The following is a 15,733-nucleotide window of genomic DNA, read 5'->3' on the forward strand; positions in this document are numbered from 1 at the left end:
CCCGGCGGAATCACCGAGGCATCCACATAGAGCGTGCGCAAAAACGCATCCTCGACGATCGAGACTTCGTGCGTGACGTGGGGCGGCACCCAGATCGCGCGCGAAGGCGGCACCATCCAGGTCGTGCCGGGCGTGGCCATGCGCAGCACGCCACGCGACGCGTAAGCGAGCTGCGCCCACGCGTGCGTATGACGCGCGATGCGCACGCCCGCCGCCATGGGCCGCGAGCGCACGCGAATCGGATGCTCGCTGTTCGGCTCGAACTCGCGCGGGATATCGGCGAGTTCGGCGGGCGGCAAAGAGTCCAGCGGCAACGATGGTGAGGCAGAGGGCATGGCGGGTCCGGGCGATTCTGTCGGCATCATTTTAGGCGTGTGTGGCGCAGCGCGGACAGCCTCGTCAGAATGCGCCCACGGTGCCGGCGTCAGGCCGCATAATGCTGCCGATCATTTTCTGGCCACGCGCCCGGATGGAACGCAACAGAGAGGAACCGAAGGGATGAAATACGTATTCGTCTACGGCACGCTGCGCGCCGGCGAAATCAACGACATCAATCTGGCGGCGGCGCGTCATGCGCTGCGCGAGCCGCGTCTGGTCGGACAGAGCAGCGTGGCGGGGCGGCTGTTCGACTTCGGGCGATATCCAGGCATGATCGTGGATGCGCAGGCGGCGCCGGTGCTCGGCGACGTCTACGAGATCGACGAAGCGCTTGTGCCGGTGCTCGACGAAATCGAGGAAGTCTATCCCGGCGTCGAAGGGGAGTTTCTGGCGCGCCAGGTGAGCGTGGAAGTGCAGGGCGCGCAGATCGAGTGTCTGTTTTATCCGGTAGCGGAACGCGCAGTCGTTGGTCTGCCGCAGATCCACAGCGGCGACTGGATCGCGCACCGGCTCGCGCGCTGAACACGTAGCCTCATCAACGACAAAGGCCCGGCGAACTCGCATCCGCCGGGCCTTTTTCATCGCATCAAGCGATCAGGAGACTTAGATCTCTTCGTACAGCGGCAGCGTCAGGAATTCGACGAAATTCTCCGACGTCGACATCTGTTCGAAGATCTGCGCGGCGCGATCGTACGGCTTCGTGTCGCCGCCTACCGACGCCTTCACCTTGTCCAGCTCTTGACCGATCAGGTCGCGCACCAGTTCCGCCGTGACCTTGCGGCCGTCGTCGAGCTTGCCCTTGGGCGAGCGGATCCACTGCCACACCTGCGAGCGCGAGATTTCCGCGGTCGCGGCGTCTTCCATCAGGTTGTGGATCGGCACGCAGCCATTGCCCGCGAGCCACGAACCCAGGTAGTGAATGCCAACGTTGATGTTGTTGCGCAGGCCCGCTTCCGTGATCGGCGCTTCCGGACGGAAGTCGAGCAGGTCCTTGCCCGCCACGTTGACGTCGGGGCGCTGCTTGCCGATCTGGTTCGGCTTGTCGCCGAGCACCTTCACGAACTCTTCCATCGCGATGGGCACGAGACCCGGGTGCGCCACCCAGCCGCCGTCGTAGCCATCGCCCGCATCGCGCGCCTTGTCCGAACGCACGCCGCCCATCGCCTTGTCGTTGGCCGTCGCGTCGTTCTTGATCGGAATCAGCGCGCTCATGCCGCCGATCGCCGGCGCGTTGCGCTTGTGGCAGGTCTTGAGCAGTTCGAGCGCGTAGGCGCGCATGAACGGCACGGTCATGGTGATCTGCGAACGGTCCGCGAGGCAGAAATCCGCGTCCTTCTTGAACTTCTTGATTGCCGAGAAGATGTAGTCCCAGCGGCCGGCGTTCAGGCCCGAGCTGTGTTCGCGCAGCTCATAAAGGATTTCGTCCATCTCGAAGGCGGCGAGGATCGTCTCGACCAGCACCGTCGCGCGGATCGTGCCGCGCGGGATGCCCACGCCTTCCTGGGCGGCGACGAAGATGTCGTTCCACAGGCGCGCTTCGAGGTGGCTTTCCATCTTCGGCAGATAGAAGTACGGGCCGCTGCCGCGCGAAATCAGTTCCTTCGCGTTGTGGAACAGGTAGAGCGCGAAGTCGAAGATGCCGCCCGAGACGCGCTGGCCATCGACCGTCACGTGCTTTTCGTCGAGATGCCAGCCGCGCGGGCGCACGATCAGCGTGGCGATCTTGTCGTTGAGCGTGTACGACTTGCCGTTCTGTTCGAGCGAGATCGTGCGGCGCACTGCGTCCTTGAGGTTGATCTGGCCGGTGATCTGGTTATCCCAGTTCGGCGCGTTCGAATCCTCGAAGTCGGTCATGTAGGAATCCGCGCCCGAATTCAGCGCGTTGATGATCATCTTGCGCTCGACCGGGCCGGTGATTTCGACGCGGCGGCATTCGAGATCCTTCGGCAGCGCGGCGATTTTCCAGTCGCCTTCGCGGATCGACTTCGTTTCTGCGAGGAAGTCGGGACGCTCGCCCGCATCAAGGCGCTGGGTGCGCTCGACGCGCGCCTTCAGCAGTTCCTGCCGACGCGGCTCGAAGGCGCGGTGCAGCTTCGCGACGAGTTCGAGCGCCTCGGGCGTGAGGATCTGTTCGAAGCCGGGTTGGATCTCGGCCGTGATCTGCATGCCTTGCGGCAGTTGCAACGTGTTCGCCATTTGCTAACTCCTTGGTCGGTCAGATTGGAATGCGTGGGTGTTGTTATTACCGTGCTGGCTGAACGATGCCGTCATGCGCCCGGGCTGGGGCGGGGACGGCTTCGTTCGGCGGTTGCGGCGGTGTCGGAAAGTGAAACGGGAAAGGCGGCGATAAAGGCGGCAAGTTCGGCCATGCCGCCGCCGGTGCCATGCGGCGCCACGCCGAGTTCTTCGGCGGGCAGTCGCTGGCGGTTGATCCAGAACGTGGTGTAGCCGAACCAGCCCGCGCCCGCGGCGTCCCAGCCGTTCGACGACACGAAGACGATGTCGCGCGGCGCGGCGTCGAAGGCGTTGGTGCCGAGCGCGTAGGCCGCGGCTGCCGGTTTGTAGGCGCGCACCGCATCGACCGACAGGACGTGATCGAAGAGGCCATTCATGCCGGCGCTCTTCACGGCGATGTCGAGCATCTGCGGATTGCCGTTCGAGAGGATCGCGAGACCCGGACGGGTGCCGTCTTCACGCGGCTCGCGCAGCCGGCGCAGGACCGGCAGCACGTCGGGGAAGGCGGAGAGGCAGGCGTATTCGTCCATCAGGCGCTTTTCACCCGCGCCGGTAAGCGGCAGGTTCAGGCGGCGCGCCGCGTAGCGCAGCGCGTCGAGCGTGATCTCCCAGAACGGCTTGTAGCGCGAGCCCGCCGGGTCCGACAGCGTGCGCAACTGCGTGTACTCGATCTGCTTGAGACGCCAGAGCTGCGACAGCGCTTCGCCGTGAGCGGGGAACATCTGCTCGGCGGCGGCGACGACCGAATGGACGTCGAAAAGCGTGCCGTACGCGTCGAAGATCACTGCTTTGGGATTGTGGATTGTCGTTGTGGCCGACATAGCCTTGCACTCCATCATCAGAGGTCGAGGAGCATTGTATTCATGAGTGCAATGGTGGAAAAAGTCGGGAATGATCACTTGATCTTTTACTTTTACCCACCTAATCTGTGCGCCGAATCCACGCATTGGACTAAAGGCGCGCTCATGGACCGCTTCAAACAGATCGAAACCTTTGCCACCGTCGCCGCGAAGGGCAGTCTTTCCGCCGCCGCCCAGGCGGAAGGCGTCGCGCCCGCGATCATCGGCCGGCGTATCGACGCGCTGGAGGAGCGGCTGGGCGTGAAACTGCTGGTGCGCACCACGCGCCGGCTCACGCTGACCTTTGAGGGCTCGGCGTTTCTGGAGGACTGTCAGCGCATCATCCATGAGTTGCAGAACGCAGAGGCGAGTGTTTCGGCGGGCGGCGTGAAGGCGAGCGGCCATTTGCGCGTGTCTGCGCCTGCGGGCTTCGGACGGCGTCACGTCGCGCCGCTCGTGCCCGACTTCACGAGCGCGCATCCGGACGTGACCATCACGCTCGATCTGTCCGACCGTCTGGTCGATCTCGTCAACGAAGGCTTCGATTGCGCGGTGCGGCTGGGCGAATTGCCCGATTCGTCGCTGGTGTCGCTCAAGCTCGGCGAAAACCGGCGCGTAGTGGTGGCGTCGCCCGCTTATCTGTCGCGGCGCGGCGCACCCGACACGCCCGCCGATCTGGCGCGTCACAACTGCCTCGCATTTGGCGCGAGTCTGAACCAGCAGCGCGGCTGGACCTTTCAGGAGGACGGCAAGGTGGTGCAGATCCGCGTGTCCGGCACGATGGAATGCTCCGACGGCGCCGTCCTGCACGAATGGTGTCTCGAAGGCCACGGACTGGCGTGGCGCTCGTGGTGGGAAGTCGGCGACGACATCGCGGCGGGCCGGCTCGCGAGCGTGCTCGACGCTTACGCCGCGCCGCCCATCGGCATTCATGCCGTGTTTCCGCAGCGCCGCCATCTGCCGCTGCGCGTGCGCCTGTTTCTCGACTATCTCAAACATACCTACGGTCAACCGGGTTACTGGGGGCAGGAGTGAATGCGCAGTCTTGATTTGCGCGTTTCCACTATGCGGAGAAGCCCGTAGGCGCGTCTTGCGGTGCTTCTTCGCGCACTACAATCGATTCAGGATCGCGTGAAATTCGCGTCAAGCAGGCCCGCAGCCCAGACGAATACGGAGGGCGCCATGTTCAAGCACATCCTCGTTCCGACCGACGGTTCGGACCTGTCGCAAAAGGCCATCGACGGCGCGATCGACCTGGCGCGCACGGTGGGTGCGCGCATGACCGCCTACGCCTGTCTGCCGCAATATCCGTACTCGCCTTACGCCGATGTGGTGATCGAACTGCCCGGCGATTTCCAGACGCGCAGTGAGCGCGAGGCCCGCGCGCATCTGGACGAAGTGGAGGAGGCCGCGCGCGCTGCCGGCGTGAGTTGCGATAGCTGCGTCAGCGTGCATCCCTCGCCGTACCTCGGCATCATCGAAGCCGCCGAAAACTGCGGCTGCGACGTGATCTTCATGGCCTCGCACGGGCGCCGCGGTCTGGGCAGCCTGCTGATCGGCAGCGAAACGCAGCGCGTGCTGACCCATACGAAGATTCCGGTGATCGTCTATCGCTGACGCCGTGGCGCGCTGGCCTGGCGGGTGACGGCAGCGGCAACCGGCGCGTCCCGCCAAGGACTCGCACGCCGGCCGCCGCCACTGTCGTACTGCCATTGCCACTACGTAATTACGCGACCTTCTGGTCCTTGCTCTCGAAGAACTGCTCGTCTTCCGTCGAACCGTGCAGCGCCGTGGTCGACGCATTGCGCTCGACGGTCTGCGTCACGGCGTCGAAGTAGCCCGTGCCCACCTCGCGCTGATGCTTCACGGCGGTGAAACCCTTTTCGGCGGCGGCGAACTCGGCCTGCTGCAACTCGACGAACGCGCTCATGTTCTGGCGCGCATAGCCGTGCGCGAGGTTGAACATCGAGTAGTTCAGCGAATGGAAGCCTGCCAGCGTGATGAACTGGAACTTGTAGCCCATCGCGCCCAGCTCGCGCTGGAATTTGGCGATGGTGGCGTCGTCGAGGTTCTTTTTCCAGTTGAACGACGGCGAGCAGTTGTACGACAGCAGCTTGCCCGGGAATTCCTTGTGGATCGCTTCGGCGAATTGTTTGGCGAACTCCAGATCCGGCTTGCCGGTTTCGCACCAGATCATGTCGGCGTATGGCGCGTAGGCGAGACCACGCGAGATCGACTGTTCCAGGCCGTTGCGCGTGCGGAAGAAGCCTTCCACGGTGCGCTCGCCGGTCAGGAACGGCTTGTCGTTGTCGTCGATGTCGGAGGTGACGAGATCGGCGGCTTCGGCGTCGGTGCGCGCGAGCAGCACGGTCGGCACGCCGCAGACGTCGGCGGCCAGGCGCGCGGCGGTGAGCTTGGCGACGTTTTCACGCGTCGGCACCAGCACCTTGCCGCCCATGTGGCCGCATTTTTTCACCGACGCAAGCTGATCTTCGAAGTGCACGCCCGCCGCGCCGGCTTCGATCATCGCCTTCATCAGCTCGAACGCGTTGAGTACGCCGCCGAAGCCCGCTTCCGCATCGGCCACGATCGGCTGGAAGAAGTCGACGTAGCCTTCGTCGCCGGGATTCTTGCCTTCGGACCACTGGATCTGGTCGGCGCGCGTGAGCGTGTTGTTGATGCGCTTGACCACTTGCGGCACCGAGTTGGCAGGGTAGAGCGACTGGTCGGGATACATTTCGCCCGCGAGGTTCGCGTCGCCCGCGACCTGCCAGCCCGACAGATAGATCGCCTTGAGGCCGGCCTTCACCTGCTGCATCGCCTGGTTGCCGGTGAGGGCGCCCAGCGCGTTGATGAACGGCTCGTTGTTCACGCCATGCCAGAGCTTTTCGGCGCCGTTTTTCGCGAGCGTGTGCTCGGGCTGGATCGAGCCGCGCAGACGGACCACGTCTTCTGCCGTGTAGTTGCGCTTGATGCCCTTCCAGCGCGGATCCGTTTCCCATTGCTGCTGAAGCTGCTGCGCCTGCTGTTGACGAGTCGACATGGTGAGCTCCTACCGTTGACCTGATTAGCTGATAGAGGAACCGCTGATCGGAACTACTGAGCTGAAGCGTTTTGATTCGCAAACTCTTATATAAGAGTCTAGGCGTATCGACCGCCCTGCAACAGACGGGCATGAGGGAAATTGTTTGTTTTTTATTCGAATAAAATCAAGTGCTTATTTGATGCGTTTTGGGATGAGAAACGCGGTTTTCCATCTTGCAATGGCGCCTGTTGTGCCACGCAGCACGATTTTTTACCACGCAAAAAATTTTTCCGTATCGTGAAATGCGGCGTGTAAACAAAAAAAGACCGGTGCCTGGGCACCGGTCTTTTTATCTGCCGATCGTGACTCGGGTGAGACAGGCGGAATCTTCATTCCGCCTGCATCGTCGAGCTACGCCAGTCATTGCTTAGCTGTCGCGACGTGCGCCACGCGGGCCGTCGTTGCGACGCGCGCCGCTGAAGCCTTCACGCGAGCGGTTGCCGAAGCCTTCGCCGCGCGGCTGGCTGTAGCCGCCACGATCGCCGCCGCTGCCTTCGCGGCGCGATGCGCCGTAGCCGCCTTCACGCTGGCCGTAGCCACCGCGCGAGTTTTCCGAACGGTTGCCCCAGCTATTGCCGTTGCGATCGCCGCCGTTGTTGTTACGGTCGCCAAAGCTGCGTTCGCCGCCGTTGCCACCGTTGCCGAAGCTGCGCTCGCCGCCGTTGCCGCCACGGCTGTTGCCGTAGCCACCCGGCTTGCCGCCGCCGTTGCCGAAGCGACGGCCACCGCCGTTGCCGCCGCCCGGACGGCCACGGCCGCCACCAAAGCCACGGTTTGCGGGCGGCGACTTGCGCGGCTCGAAACCTGCGACGACGTTGACCGGCAGCGTGCCGCGCACGAAACGCTCGATGCGCTTGAGCGCGCCTTGCTCGGCGTGGTGAACGAGGCTCACCGCCGTGCCCGAACGGCCTGCACGGCCCGTACGGCCGATACGGTGGACGTAGTCTTCCGCGAACTTCGGCAGGTCGTAGTTGAACACGTGCGTGATGCCCGGGATGTCGATACCGCGTGCTGCCACGTCGGTTGCCACCAGCACGCGCACACGGCGCTCGCGCAGCGCGCGGATCGTGCGGTTACGCGCGCCTTGCGGCAGATCGCCGTGCAGGGCAGCCGATTCGAAACCGGCGTCTGCCAGACGGCCAGCCAGTTGGTCAGCGTCCATCTTGGTTGCCGTGAAGACGATAGCCTGGTCGAGGCCCTCGTCGCGCAGCAGATGGTCGAGCAGACGATCCTTGTGATCGCGGTCGTCCACGTAGTGCACGGTCTGGGCGATGTTCGAAGCGGCTTCGACCTTGCGGACGATCTCGATACGCTCCGGATCCTTCAGCAGACGGCCGGTGACGGACGCGATCTTGCCGTCGAGCGTAGCCGAGAACAACATCGTCTGACGCGTTTCCGGCGTTGCGGCGACGATCGTGTCGATGTCGTCGATGAAGCCCATGTCCAGCATGCGGTCGGCTTCGTCGAGCACGAGCATCTTGAGTTCGGACAGGTCGATACGGCCGCGCTCGAGGTGGTCGAGCAGACGGCCCGGCGTTGCCACGAGAATCTCGGGGTTCTTGGCGAGCAGCATGAGCTGCTGGCCATACGCCACGCCGCCCAGAATGCTGACGGTGCGCAGACGGCGCAGATGCTTGCCGTAAGTGGCGGCAGCCGTGGTCACCTGCATGGCCAGTTCACGCGTGGGCGTGAGGACGAGCAGGCCCGGACGGGCAACCGGCTGTTGCGGACGGCGATGACGGCCTTGCTGGCCTTCGGCGCCTTGCGGACGCGGTTCGCGCGGTTGTGCGGCTTGTGCCTTCTGGATCTGCGCGAAGCGCTCGATCGCCGGCAGCATGAAGGCTGCGGTCTTGCCCGAACCGGTCGGGCTGGAGACCAGCAGGTCGCGGCCCGCGATGCCGGCAGGAATGGCGCGTTCCTGCACGGGCGTCGGAGCCTTATAGCCCGCCGCGATCAGCGCGGAGACGATCTCCGGCGACAGACCGAGCGATTCGAACGTCGGACCTGCGGGTACTTCGGCGGCTTGCGCGGGGGCTTGCGTGGAAGCGGCGGCAACAGCAGCGTCGAGACCGAGGGCGTCGTTAGCGATCGCGTCGAGGGGGCTTTGGGTATTGCTCGAAGTCATGAAAATCCTTGGTACACAGGAAATAGAACGTCGGCGCCAATCGGCATACCCAAGTCGTCTGATTTTGCGAACAAATCGAAAAACGGGGGCAATCCGCACCACGAAAGGGCGGATTTTTTCGTTAGAAGCTGTTTTGGGTGCGACTCTAGCCGGGATTGGCCAGTCGCCAGCCTGAATCTTGACGGCCCGATAACTGGGCCACGGCAGGGGGGGACAGGTTCTAAACTGGATTGGAGCTTAACGCTACGAGGCGTATTGCTGATCGCAAAGGCGACCGGAGCGCAACGCAGCAGGCATTGTATCTCTTTTTGTTGCGCCGCGCCAGCGCATAGTGCGCCTCGCGCCCTGCGACAGCCTGACGCAAGGGGCGAGGGCGGGTGCTGCGTTGCCGTCAGTCTGATCGAAAGATTCCGACAGAAATAGGGCTGGATTATGTGCCTAGCTGGTCGCGCCGCTCTTGAGCGACTCGACCAGTTCAACATACTGCGACTTTGCAGTGTCTTCGGCGGTGCCTTGCAGTGCAGCCCAGGCATCGTACTTGTACTTGCCGACGATGTCGGTGAAACCGGGCTTGTCGCCGTGCACGTCGCCTTCGGTGGCCTGCTTGAACAGGGCGTACAGACGCAGCAGCGTCAGATTGCCCGGGCGCTCCGTCAGTTGCTGGACGTCCTGCTGGGCTTGCGCGAATTGGGCGTTTACATCGCTCATAGTTTTTTCCTCCACTGGGATATCGATTCAGCCTATCGATCCTACCAGCGTGCCAGCGCGCTCATCCTGCATGGGGCTGGAACGATTCCTCCACTCTAGTCAGGCACACGCCGTCAGCGTGCGGGCGGGTGCATGACTCATGCCCAGGCGGCGACTGCGCGGGAGCGGCGCATTACAATAGCGGTCATGACTGAAACCGTCCTGCTTGCCCTCGATACTTCGACCGAATATTGCTCGGTCGCGCTGCTTCGCGCCGCCACGGCCGCCGAAGCCTCTCACGCCGCTGGTGACGCCGTTCAACCCGAACCGCGCGTCTGGGTGCGCCACGAAGCCACCGGCGCCGTCTCCAGCACGCGCCTGTTGCCCGCCATCGGCGAACTGCTTGCCGAAGCGGGCCTCACGCTGGCCGATTGCGATGCGATCGCCTTCGGCTCCGGTCCAGGCTCTTTCACGGGGCTGCGCACAGCGACGGGCGTGGCACAAGGCCTCGCGTTCGGCCTCGATATTCCCGTGGTGCCGGTGAGCACGCTGCTCGTCTGCGCGGAAAGTGCGCGTCTGCGCGATCCTTCGACCGCGCGCGTGCTGGCGGCGCTCGATGCGCGCATGGACGAGGCGTACTGGGCCGATTACGCGTGGGATGTCACGGCGGGTGACGCTGGCGACTGGCGCACGTTGCAGGCGGCCTCGCTCGACGCGCCGGAAGCGATCGTCGCGCCCGACGCGCCGTTCACGCTGGCGGGCAACGCGGCGGCGGCATTCGGCGCGCGACTGGCGCCCGCCAGCTCCGCGCGCACGATCGACGCCGAAGCGCTGCCGCATGCCGTGCCGCTTGCCCATGCCGCGCTGCGCGCGTTCCGCGCGGGGCGCACCGTGCCCGCCGACCAGGCCGCGCCCGAGTACGTGCGCAACAAGGTCGCGCAGACCACCGCCGAGCGCATGGCGGCGAAGGCGGAAAAAGCCGAAAAAGACGCCCGTGGCGACGCCCCGGAGGGAAGCCGATGAGCGGCGTGTTGATGACCGACCGCTATCTCTCGCAGATGACGGAAAGCGATCTCGACGAGGTCGTCGTCATCGAGAAGTCCGCCTATGAATTCCCGTGGTCGCGCGGCAATTTCGAAGACTCGCTGCGCAACGGCTACTACGGCATCTGCATGCGTCATGTGACGGGCACGCTGCTGGGCTATTGCGTGTTGATGCCCGTGGTCGACGAGATGCATCTGCTGAATCTGTGCGTTGCGCCTCAGGCGCAGGGCGTGGGTGCGGGCCTTGCGCTGCTGCGCGAAGGCGTGCGCATCGCGCGCGTGCAGGGACTCGAAGGGCTGCTGCTCGAAGTGCGGCCGTCCAATTACCGGGCGATCCGGCTTTATGAGCAGTTCGGCTTCGTCACGATCGGGCGCCGCAAGAATTACTATCCGGCCCGTCATCACAGCCGCGAGGACGCGATCGTGATGCGTTTTTCTTTTGCACTGGAAGGGGGCGCGGATGCCGCTCGATGAGATCGCGCTGGAAGAATTGGGCCTCGCGCCCCGCTGGGTGCGTAAGGGCGTGACGATCATGGCGCCGCAAGCGGGGCCTGTTGCGAGCGCTGCGGTGGAAGTCGTGGCCGAAGTCGCGATTGACGTTGCAATCCAGGCGCCACGGGCCGCCGCCGTTCGCGAAGCTGCGGCGCCTGCGCCTGCGCTTGAGCCTGTCACAAAGCGCGCAAACCCTCCCGGGCCCCGCGCCGACGATGCCTTTGCCGCGGAAGACGTCTCGCCAGTCCAGCCGCAACGCGTCGCACCCGCAAGGCCGACGCAGCCTTCGATCGAAGAACCGCCCCCGCTCACCGAAGAAGATTTCGCCTGGTTCGATGCGATGCCCGAACCGGCATTGCCGCACGACATCGAGCCCGTGCGCGCGCCGCGCGATGACGTCGCCACGCTCGACTGGGACGCGCTGGCCGAACGTGTCGCATCGTGCGAGCGCTGCCGCCTGTGCGAGAAGCGCACGAATACCGTGTTCGGCGTGGGCGATCGCGAGGCGGACTGGATGCTGATCGGCGAAGCGCCGGGCGAAAACGAAGATCGCCAGGGCGAACCGTTTGTCGGGCAGGCGGGCAAGCTGCTCGACAATATGCTGCGTTCGCTCACACTCGCGCGCACCCAGAACGTCTATATCGCCAACGTCATCAAGTGCCGCCCGCCCGGCAACCGCAATCCGGAGCCGGACGAGGTTGCGCGTTGCGAGCCGTATCTGCAGCGCCAGGTGGCGCTGGTCAAGCCGAAGATCATCGTCGCGATGGGACGCTTCGCCGCGCAAAGCCTGCTCAAGACCGGCGACAGCATCGCGTCTCTGCGCGGGCGCGTGCACGAGTACGAAGGCGTGCCGGTGATCGTCACGTATCACCCGGCGTATCTGCTGCGCAGCCTGCAGGACAAGTCGAAGGCGTGGACCGATCTGTGCCTCGCGCGCGAGACGTGGCGCCAGGCGGGCGGCGGCCAATGAGCGCCGTGCGGCCCGTGCCGGACAACGAAGGCGGGCCGCGAGTGGAATCGCTGTTCGATCGCTTCACCGATCCAGCCGTGCGCGATCTCGTATGGCTGTTGTCCAGCGCCGATCTGTTGCGCGCGCAAGCTCACATGCCGCTCGCCCAGCCCTGGCCGGATGACGAGGCGATGGGCCGCGCCCTCGCGTGGCTCGCTCGCCTCGATCTCGATCCTTCCAGTCTGCACGCTGCGCTCGACGGCGCGCGCATCACGCGCCTGGGCCGTTACGCCGAAACCTTGCTCGCGTGGTATCTGGGAAATGGCCCCGAGCCGCGCCTGGTTGCCGCCAATGTGCCACTGCGCGGCGAAGGCAGAACGCTAGGCGAGTGCGATTTTCTCGTCGAAACGCCTGCGGGGCAGCGGTTGCATTGGGAACTGGCGGTGAAGTGCTTTCTGCACGCCGGGACAGCAGGCGAAAGCGGCTCGCGTCTGGCGGATTACGTCGGGCCGAATCTGCGCGATCGTCTCGATCTGAAGTTCGCGCATTTGCGCGATCATCAACTGCGTTTGAGCGAGCGGCCCGAGTTCGCATCGCTCGGGTTCGAAGGGCCGTGGCGCGCGCAGATGTTCATCAAAGGCTGGCTGTTCTACCGCGCGGACGAGCAGGTCGCCGATGCGCCGGAGCTGGCGCGGGAGCACAACCGGGGCTGGTGGGTGACGCACGCCGACTCGATGGCCTTTGCGCAAAAAACGGCCGCCGGTGGCTGGAGCGTCTTGCCGAGGCTGGCCTGGCTCGCACCGCGTCATCTCACTTCGTCGTCTGATATTGCAAGCAACATCGCAACTAACAGCCAAGTCAGCGAGCCCAATGCAGACGGCTGCGATGCAGCCGCCAGATCGTCGCGCAGGGCGCTTGAGAAGGTCGATGCGCCGACCGATCCCGCGACGCTTTTCGCGAACCTCGCGCGTCCACACGAACCGACGATGGTCGCGGCCTTTATCGACGATGGGGCAGGCGGCTATGTGGAGCGCTCGCGCGGTTTCATCGTCCCCGACGACTGGCCGGCGCGCGCCCTGGCTTACGCACGGCCGTAGCGCCGCAACAGGGCTCGCGGCTTACCACCAGCGCCAGAAGTGATGCACCGGCCCAACGCCATGACCCACGTCGAGGCGATCGCTGGCTTCGAGCGCACCCGTCAGATACGTCTTGGCCTGCGCGACCGCATCCGCAAGCGTCGGGTGCTGCGGCCACAGCGCGGCAATCGCCGAAGACAGCGTGCAGCCCGTGCCATGCGTGTTTGTCACCGGCACGCGCGGGCCGCCCAGACGCAGCGTTCCCGTGGCTTCGATCAGCCAGTCCGGGCTGTCCGTGCTGCCCAGATGGCCGCCTTTCATCAGCACCGCTTGAGCGCCGAGCGCGCGCAGCGCCGCGCCTTGTTCAACCATCGTGGCTTCGTCCGTGGCCGGCGCGACGCCGAGCAGCGCCGCCGCTTCAGGCAGATTCGGCGTGACGATACCCGCGAGCGGCAGCAGTTCCTCGCGCAGCGCGGCGACCGCTTCCGGCGCGAGCAACGCGTGATTGCTCTTCGAAATCATCACCGTGTCGAGCACGACGCGCGTTGGCTTGTGGCGGCGCAGCGCATCGGCGACCGCACGCACGATCGGCGCGTTGGCAAGCATGCCGATCTTCACGGCATCGATGCGGATATCGTCGAACACGGCGTCGAGCTGCGCCGTAATGAAAGCCGGATCCGGCGCGTGGATCGCGGTGACGCCGCGCGTGTTCTGCGCGGTGAGCGCCGTGATGACGCTCGCGCCATACGCGCCGAGCGCGGAGAATGCCTTGAGGTCGGCCTGGATGCCTGCGCCGCCGCCGGAGTCGGAGCCGGCGATCGTGAGGACGTTGGAAATCGGAGCAGTCATGTCAGCTTCGCGTGCCGCGCCGCGCGCGGGGCTTCGCAGTCGAAGCCGCACAGGCGCTGGCGCTGGAAAGAGTCGATACGAGGGATACGTTGAATGATGCAGCCGCGCGATCACGCGCGCGCCGCCTTCAATGCCGGTGATTTTCGCCGATCAGCGCGACCGAGTCGAACGCGCGTTGATTGGCCTGATGGCGGCGCATCACGAGCCACATCATCAGGCAGACGAAGGTGCCGAACAACACGATCACGATGGCGACCGGCACGTCGAGCCAGACGAGCACGGCATAAAGACACAGCATCACGAGCACCGAGAGGTTCTCGTTGAAATTCTGCACGGCGATCGAGTGACCGGCGGAGAGCAGCACGTGGCCGCGATGCTGGAGCAGGGCGTTCATCGGCACGACGAAGAAACCGGAGAGCGCGCCCACTACCATCAGGAACAGATACGCAAACAGCAGATAGCCGGGCAGGCGCATATGGCCGATATGCAGACCCCAATGCGGCGGAAACAGGTTGCGCGTGTAGAACGCCATCAGCATCACGGCGATGCCCATCATGATGCCCACCGGCAGTACCGACAGCGACTTCTTGAGCGGAATGCGCGCGGCGGCGATCATTGCGCCCGCAGCGACGCCCACGGCCACCACGGCTTGCAGCACCGCGCCTTCGGATAGCGACATGCCCAGCGACACTTCGGCCCACTTGAGCACGATAAATTGCAGCGTCGCGCCCGCGCCCCAGAACAGCGTCGTGACAGCCAGCGAGATCTGGCCGAGCTTGTCGTGCCAGAGCGTGTTGAAACAGTCGGCGAAATCGGTGATGAGGCGGATCGGCCCGTGTTCCTGGCGCGGATAGCGCGCGCCGGTATCGGGAATGCGCAGATTGAAGAGGGCGGCAATCACGTAGATGGCCATGATCACGAGCATCGCGGCTTCGGCGGGCGTGTTGATCGAAGCGGGCGTGTGGCGGATCACATGCGCGGCGATATGCGGACTGATCAGCGCGCCGCCCAGCACGGTGCCCAGAATGATCGAACCGACCGTCGTGCCCTCGATCCAGCCATTGGCGGCGACGAGGCGCTCGGGCGGCAACAGTTCAGTGAGAATGCCGTATTTGGCCGGCGAATACGCCGCCGCGCCAAAACCCACCACGCCATAGGCCAATAGCGGATGGGTGCCCGCCAGCATCATGGCGCAGCCGACAACCTTGATCGTATTGGTGATGAACATGACGCGCCCTTTGGGGCGCGAATCGGCGAAGGCGCCGACGAAGGCGGCAAGAACGACGTAGGACAGGACGAAGAACAGCTTGAGCAGCGGCGTCATCCAGTTCGGAGCGTGGAGGTCTTTCAGCAGTGCTATCGCAGCGATGAGGAGCGCATTGTCGGCCAACGACGAAAAAAACTGCGCGGCCATGATGGTGTAAAAGCCTTTTTTCATCTGATGCGATGCTGTCCTCGCTGCGGTCCGTCCGCCCCGGACGGGTGGAGGCATCCGGGCTTATTACGTTCGAAATGGGTTGTGCGCAGGGCTTTATATCACGAAAATAGCTGTATTCGGACTAGCACATTCCTTGACCGCCCACCTGGCGGGCCTGCCGGGCGCTGAAAACACCCTGTAAGCTCCTGATTCGAAAGCGTCTTTGCGAAAAAACTCCCATGCCGCGCCCCCTCTCAGCCACGATCCATACCACCGCTCTCGCCAATAATCTCGCCGTAGTCAGAAAATACGCGCCGAAGTCGAAAATCTGGGCCGTGGTCAAGGCCAACGCCTACGGGCACGGGCTTGCGCGCGCTTTTCCCGGGCTGCGCGCAACCGACGGTTTTGGTCTGCTCGACCTCGAAGAAGCGGTGAAACTGCGCGAGCTCGGTTGGGCCGGGCCAATCCTGCTGCTCGAGGGATTTTTCCGCCCGACCGACATCGATGTCATCGACCGCTATAGCCTCACGACGGTGGTGCACTGCGACGAACAGATGC

16 protein-coding genes are annotated in these 15,733 nt (G+C 64.6%); 8 read left to right on the forward strand and 8 right to left on the reverse strand.

Annotation, left to right across the window (positions count from 1 at the left end; translation table 11 throughout):
- The coding region (locus tag VG320_RS13560) for an AraC family ligand binding domain-containing protein (RefSeq protein WP_327200619.1) at positions 1–335 on the reverse strand (335 nt) is incomplete at its 3' end.
- A 163-nt stretch (positions 336–498) separates the two neighbouring features.
- Between VG320_RS13560 and VG320_RS13565 the strand changes: the two genes are divergently transcribed.
- Complete coding sequence (locus VG320_RS13565) at positions 499–900, forward strand: gamma-glutamylcyclotransferase family protein (protein ID WP_327200620.1); 402 nt, start codon at positions 499–501, stop codon at positions 898–900.
- Between the two features lie 81 nt (positions 901–981).
- Here the strand turns inward: VG320_RS13565 and aceB are convergent, their stop codons facing one another.
- Together aceB and VG320_RS13575 are read right to left on the reverse strand one after the other, a co-directional pair.
- The gene (gene aceB / locus VG320_RS13570; RefSeq protein ID WP_327200621.1) at positions 982–2,574 is read right to left on the reverse strand and encodes a malate synthase A; all 1,593 of its coding nucleotides are present in this window, start codon (positions 2,572–2,574) and stop codon (positions 982–984) included.
- 71 nt (positions 2,575–2,645) lie between these two features.
- On the reverse strand, positions 2,646–3,455 hold the full coding sequence (locus tag VG320_RS13575; protein WP_414696034.1) for a haloacid dehalogenase type II: 810 nt from the start codon (positions 3,453–3,455) through the stop codon (positions 2,646–2,648).
- A 123-nt stretch (positions 3,456–3,578) separates the two neighbouring features.
- On the opposite strand from VG320_RS13575, the gene VG320_RS13580 reads away from it, so the two are divergent.
- Both VG320_RS13580 and VG320_RS13585 read left to right on the forward strand, forming a co-directional pair.
- Entirely contained in the window at positions 3,579–4,487 is a 909-nt protein-coding gene (locus VG320_RS13580) for a LysR family transcriptional regulator (RefSeq protein ID WP_327200623.1), read from the forward strand.
- Between the two features lie 147 nt (positions 4,488–4,634).
- Complete coding sequence (locus VG320_RS13585; protein ID WP_327200624.1) at positions 4,635–5,069, forward strand: universal stress protein; 435 nt, start codon at positions 4,635–4,637, stop codon at positions 5,067–5,069.
- A 109-nt stretch (positions 5,070–5,178) separates the two neighbouring features.
- Here VG320_RS13585 and aceA read toward each other — a convergent pair whose 3' ends face one another.
- From aceA to VG320_RS13600, 3 genes are all read right to left on the reverse strand, one after another.
- Entirely contained in the window at positions 5,179–6,495 is a 1,317-nt protein-coding gene (gene aceA / locus VG320_RS13590; RefSeq protein ID WP_327200625.1) for an isocitrate lyase, read from the reverse strand.
- A 409-nt stretch (positions 6,496–6,904) separates the two neighbouring features.
- Entirely contained in the window at positions 6,905–8,662 is a 1,758-nt protein-coding gene (locus VG320_RS13595; RefSeq protein WP_327200626.1) for a DEAD/DEAH box helicase, read from the reverse strand.
- Between the two features lie 438 nt (positions 8,663–9,100).
- A complete protein-coding gene (locus VG320_RS13600) occupies positions 9,101–9,370 on the reverse strand; it encodes an acyl-CoA-binding protein (RefSeq protein WP_327200627.1) in 270 nt (89 codons plus the stop codon).
- 186 nt (positions 9,371–9,556) lie between these two features.
- Between VG320_RS13600 and tsaB the strand changes: the two genes are divergently transcribed.
- Genes tsaB through VG320_RS13620 form a run of 4 tightly spaced genes read left to right on the forward strand, consistent with a single transcriptional unit; the run spans position 9,557 to position 12,930 of the window.
- On the forward strand, positions 9,557–10,372 hold the full coding sequence (gene tsaB / locus VG320_RS13605; RefSeq protein ID WP_327200628.1) for a tRNA (adenosine(37)-N6)-threonylcarbamoyltransferase complex dimerization subunit type 1 TsaB: 816 nt from the start codon (positions 9,557–9,559) through the stop codon (positions 10,370–10,372).
- Complete coding sequence (rimI, locus tag VG320_RS13610) at positions 10,369–10,866, forward strand: ribosomal protein S18-alanine N-acetyltransferase (protein WP_327200629.1); 498 nt, start codon at positions 10,369–10,371, stop codon at positions 10,864–10,866. The genes tsaB and rimI overlap by 4 nt, the downstream gene beginning before the upstream one ends.
- Entirely contained in the window at positions 10,853–11,854 is a 1,002-nt protein-coding gene (locus tag VG320_RS13615; protein ID WP_327200630.1) for a uracil-DNA glycosylase, read from the forward strand. Before rimI ends, VG320_RS13615 begins: the two co-directional genes overlap by 14 nt.
- The gene (locus VG320_RS13620; RefSeq protein ID WP_327200631.1) at positions 11,851–12,930 is read left to right on the forward strand and encodes a DUF1853 family protein; all 1,080 of its coding nucleotides are present in this window, start codon (positions 11,851–11,853) and stop codon (positions 12,928–12,930) included. The genes VG320_RS13615 and VG320_RS13620 overlap by 4 nt, the downstream gene beginning before the upstream one ends.
- Positions 12,931–12,951: 21 nt before the next feature.
- Here the strand turns inward: VG320_RS13620 and thiD are convergent, their stop codons facing one another.
- Both thiD and lplT read right to left on the reverse strand, forming a co-directional pair.
- Complete coding sequence (gene thiD / locus VG320_RS13625) at positions 12,952–13,758, reverse strand: bifunctional hydroxymethylpyrimidine kinase/phosphomethylpyrimidine kinase (protein ID WP_327200632.1); 807 nt, start codon at positions 13,756–13,758, stop codon at positions 12,952–12,954.
- A gap of 127 nt (positions 13,759–13,885) precedes the next feature.
- A complete protein-coding gene (gene lplT / locus VG320_RS13630; RefSeq protein WP_327200633.1) occupies positions 13,886–15,196 on the reverse strand; it encodes a lysophospholipid transporter LplT in 1,311 nt (436 codons plus the stop codon).
- Positions 15,197–15,414: 218 nt separating this feature from the next.
- On the opposite strand from lplT, the gene VG320_RS13635 reads away from it, so the two are divergent.
- A partial coding sequence (locus tag VG320_RS13635; protein ID WP_327200634.1) for an alanine racemase occupies positions 15,415–15,733 on the forward strand: 319 nt, incomplete at its 3' end.

It is taken from the genome of Paraburkholderia sp. (genome assembly GCF_035948235.1).
Classification (GTDB): Bacteria; Pseudomonadota; Gammaproteobacteria; order Burkholderiales; family Burkholderiaceae; genus Paraburkholderia.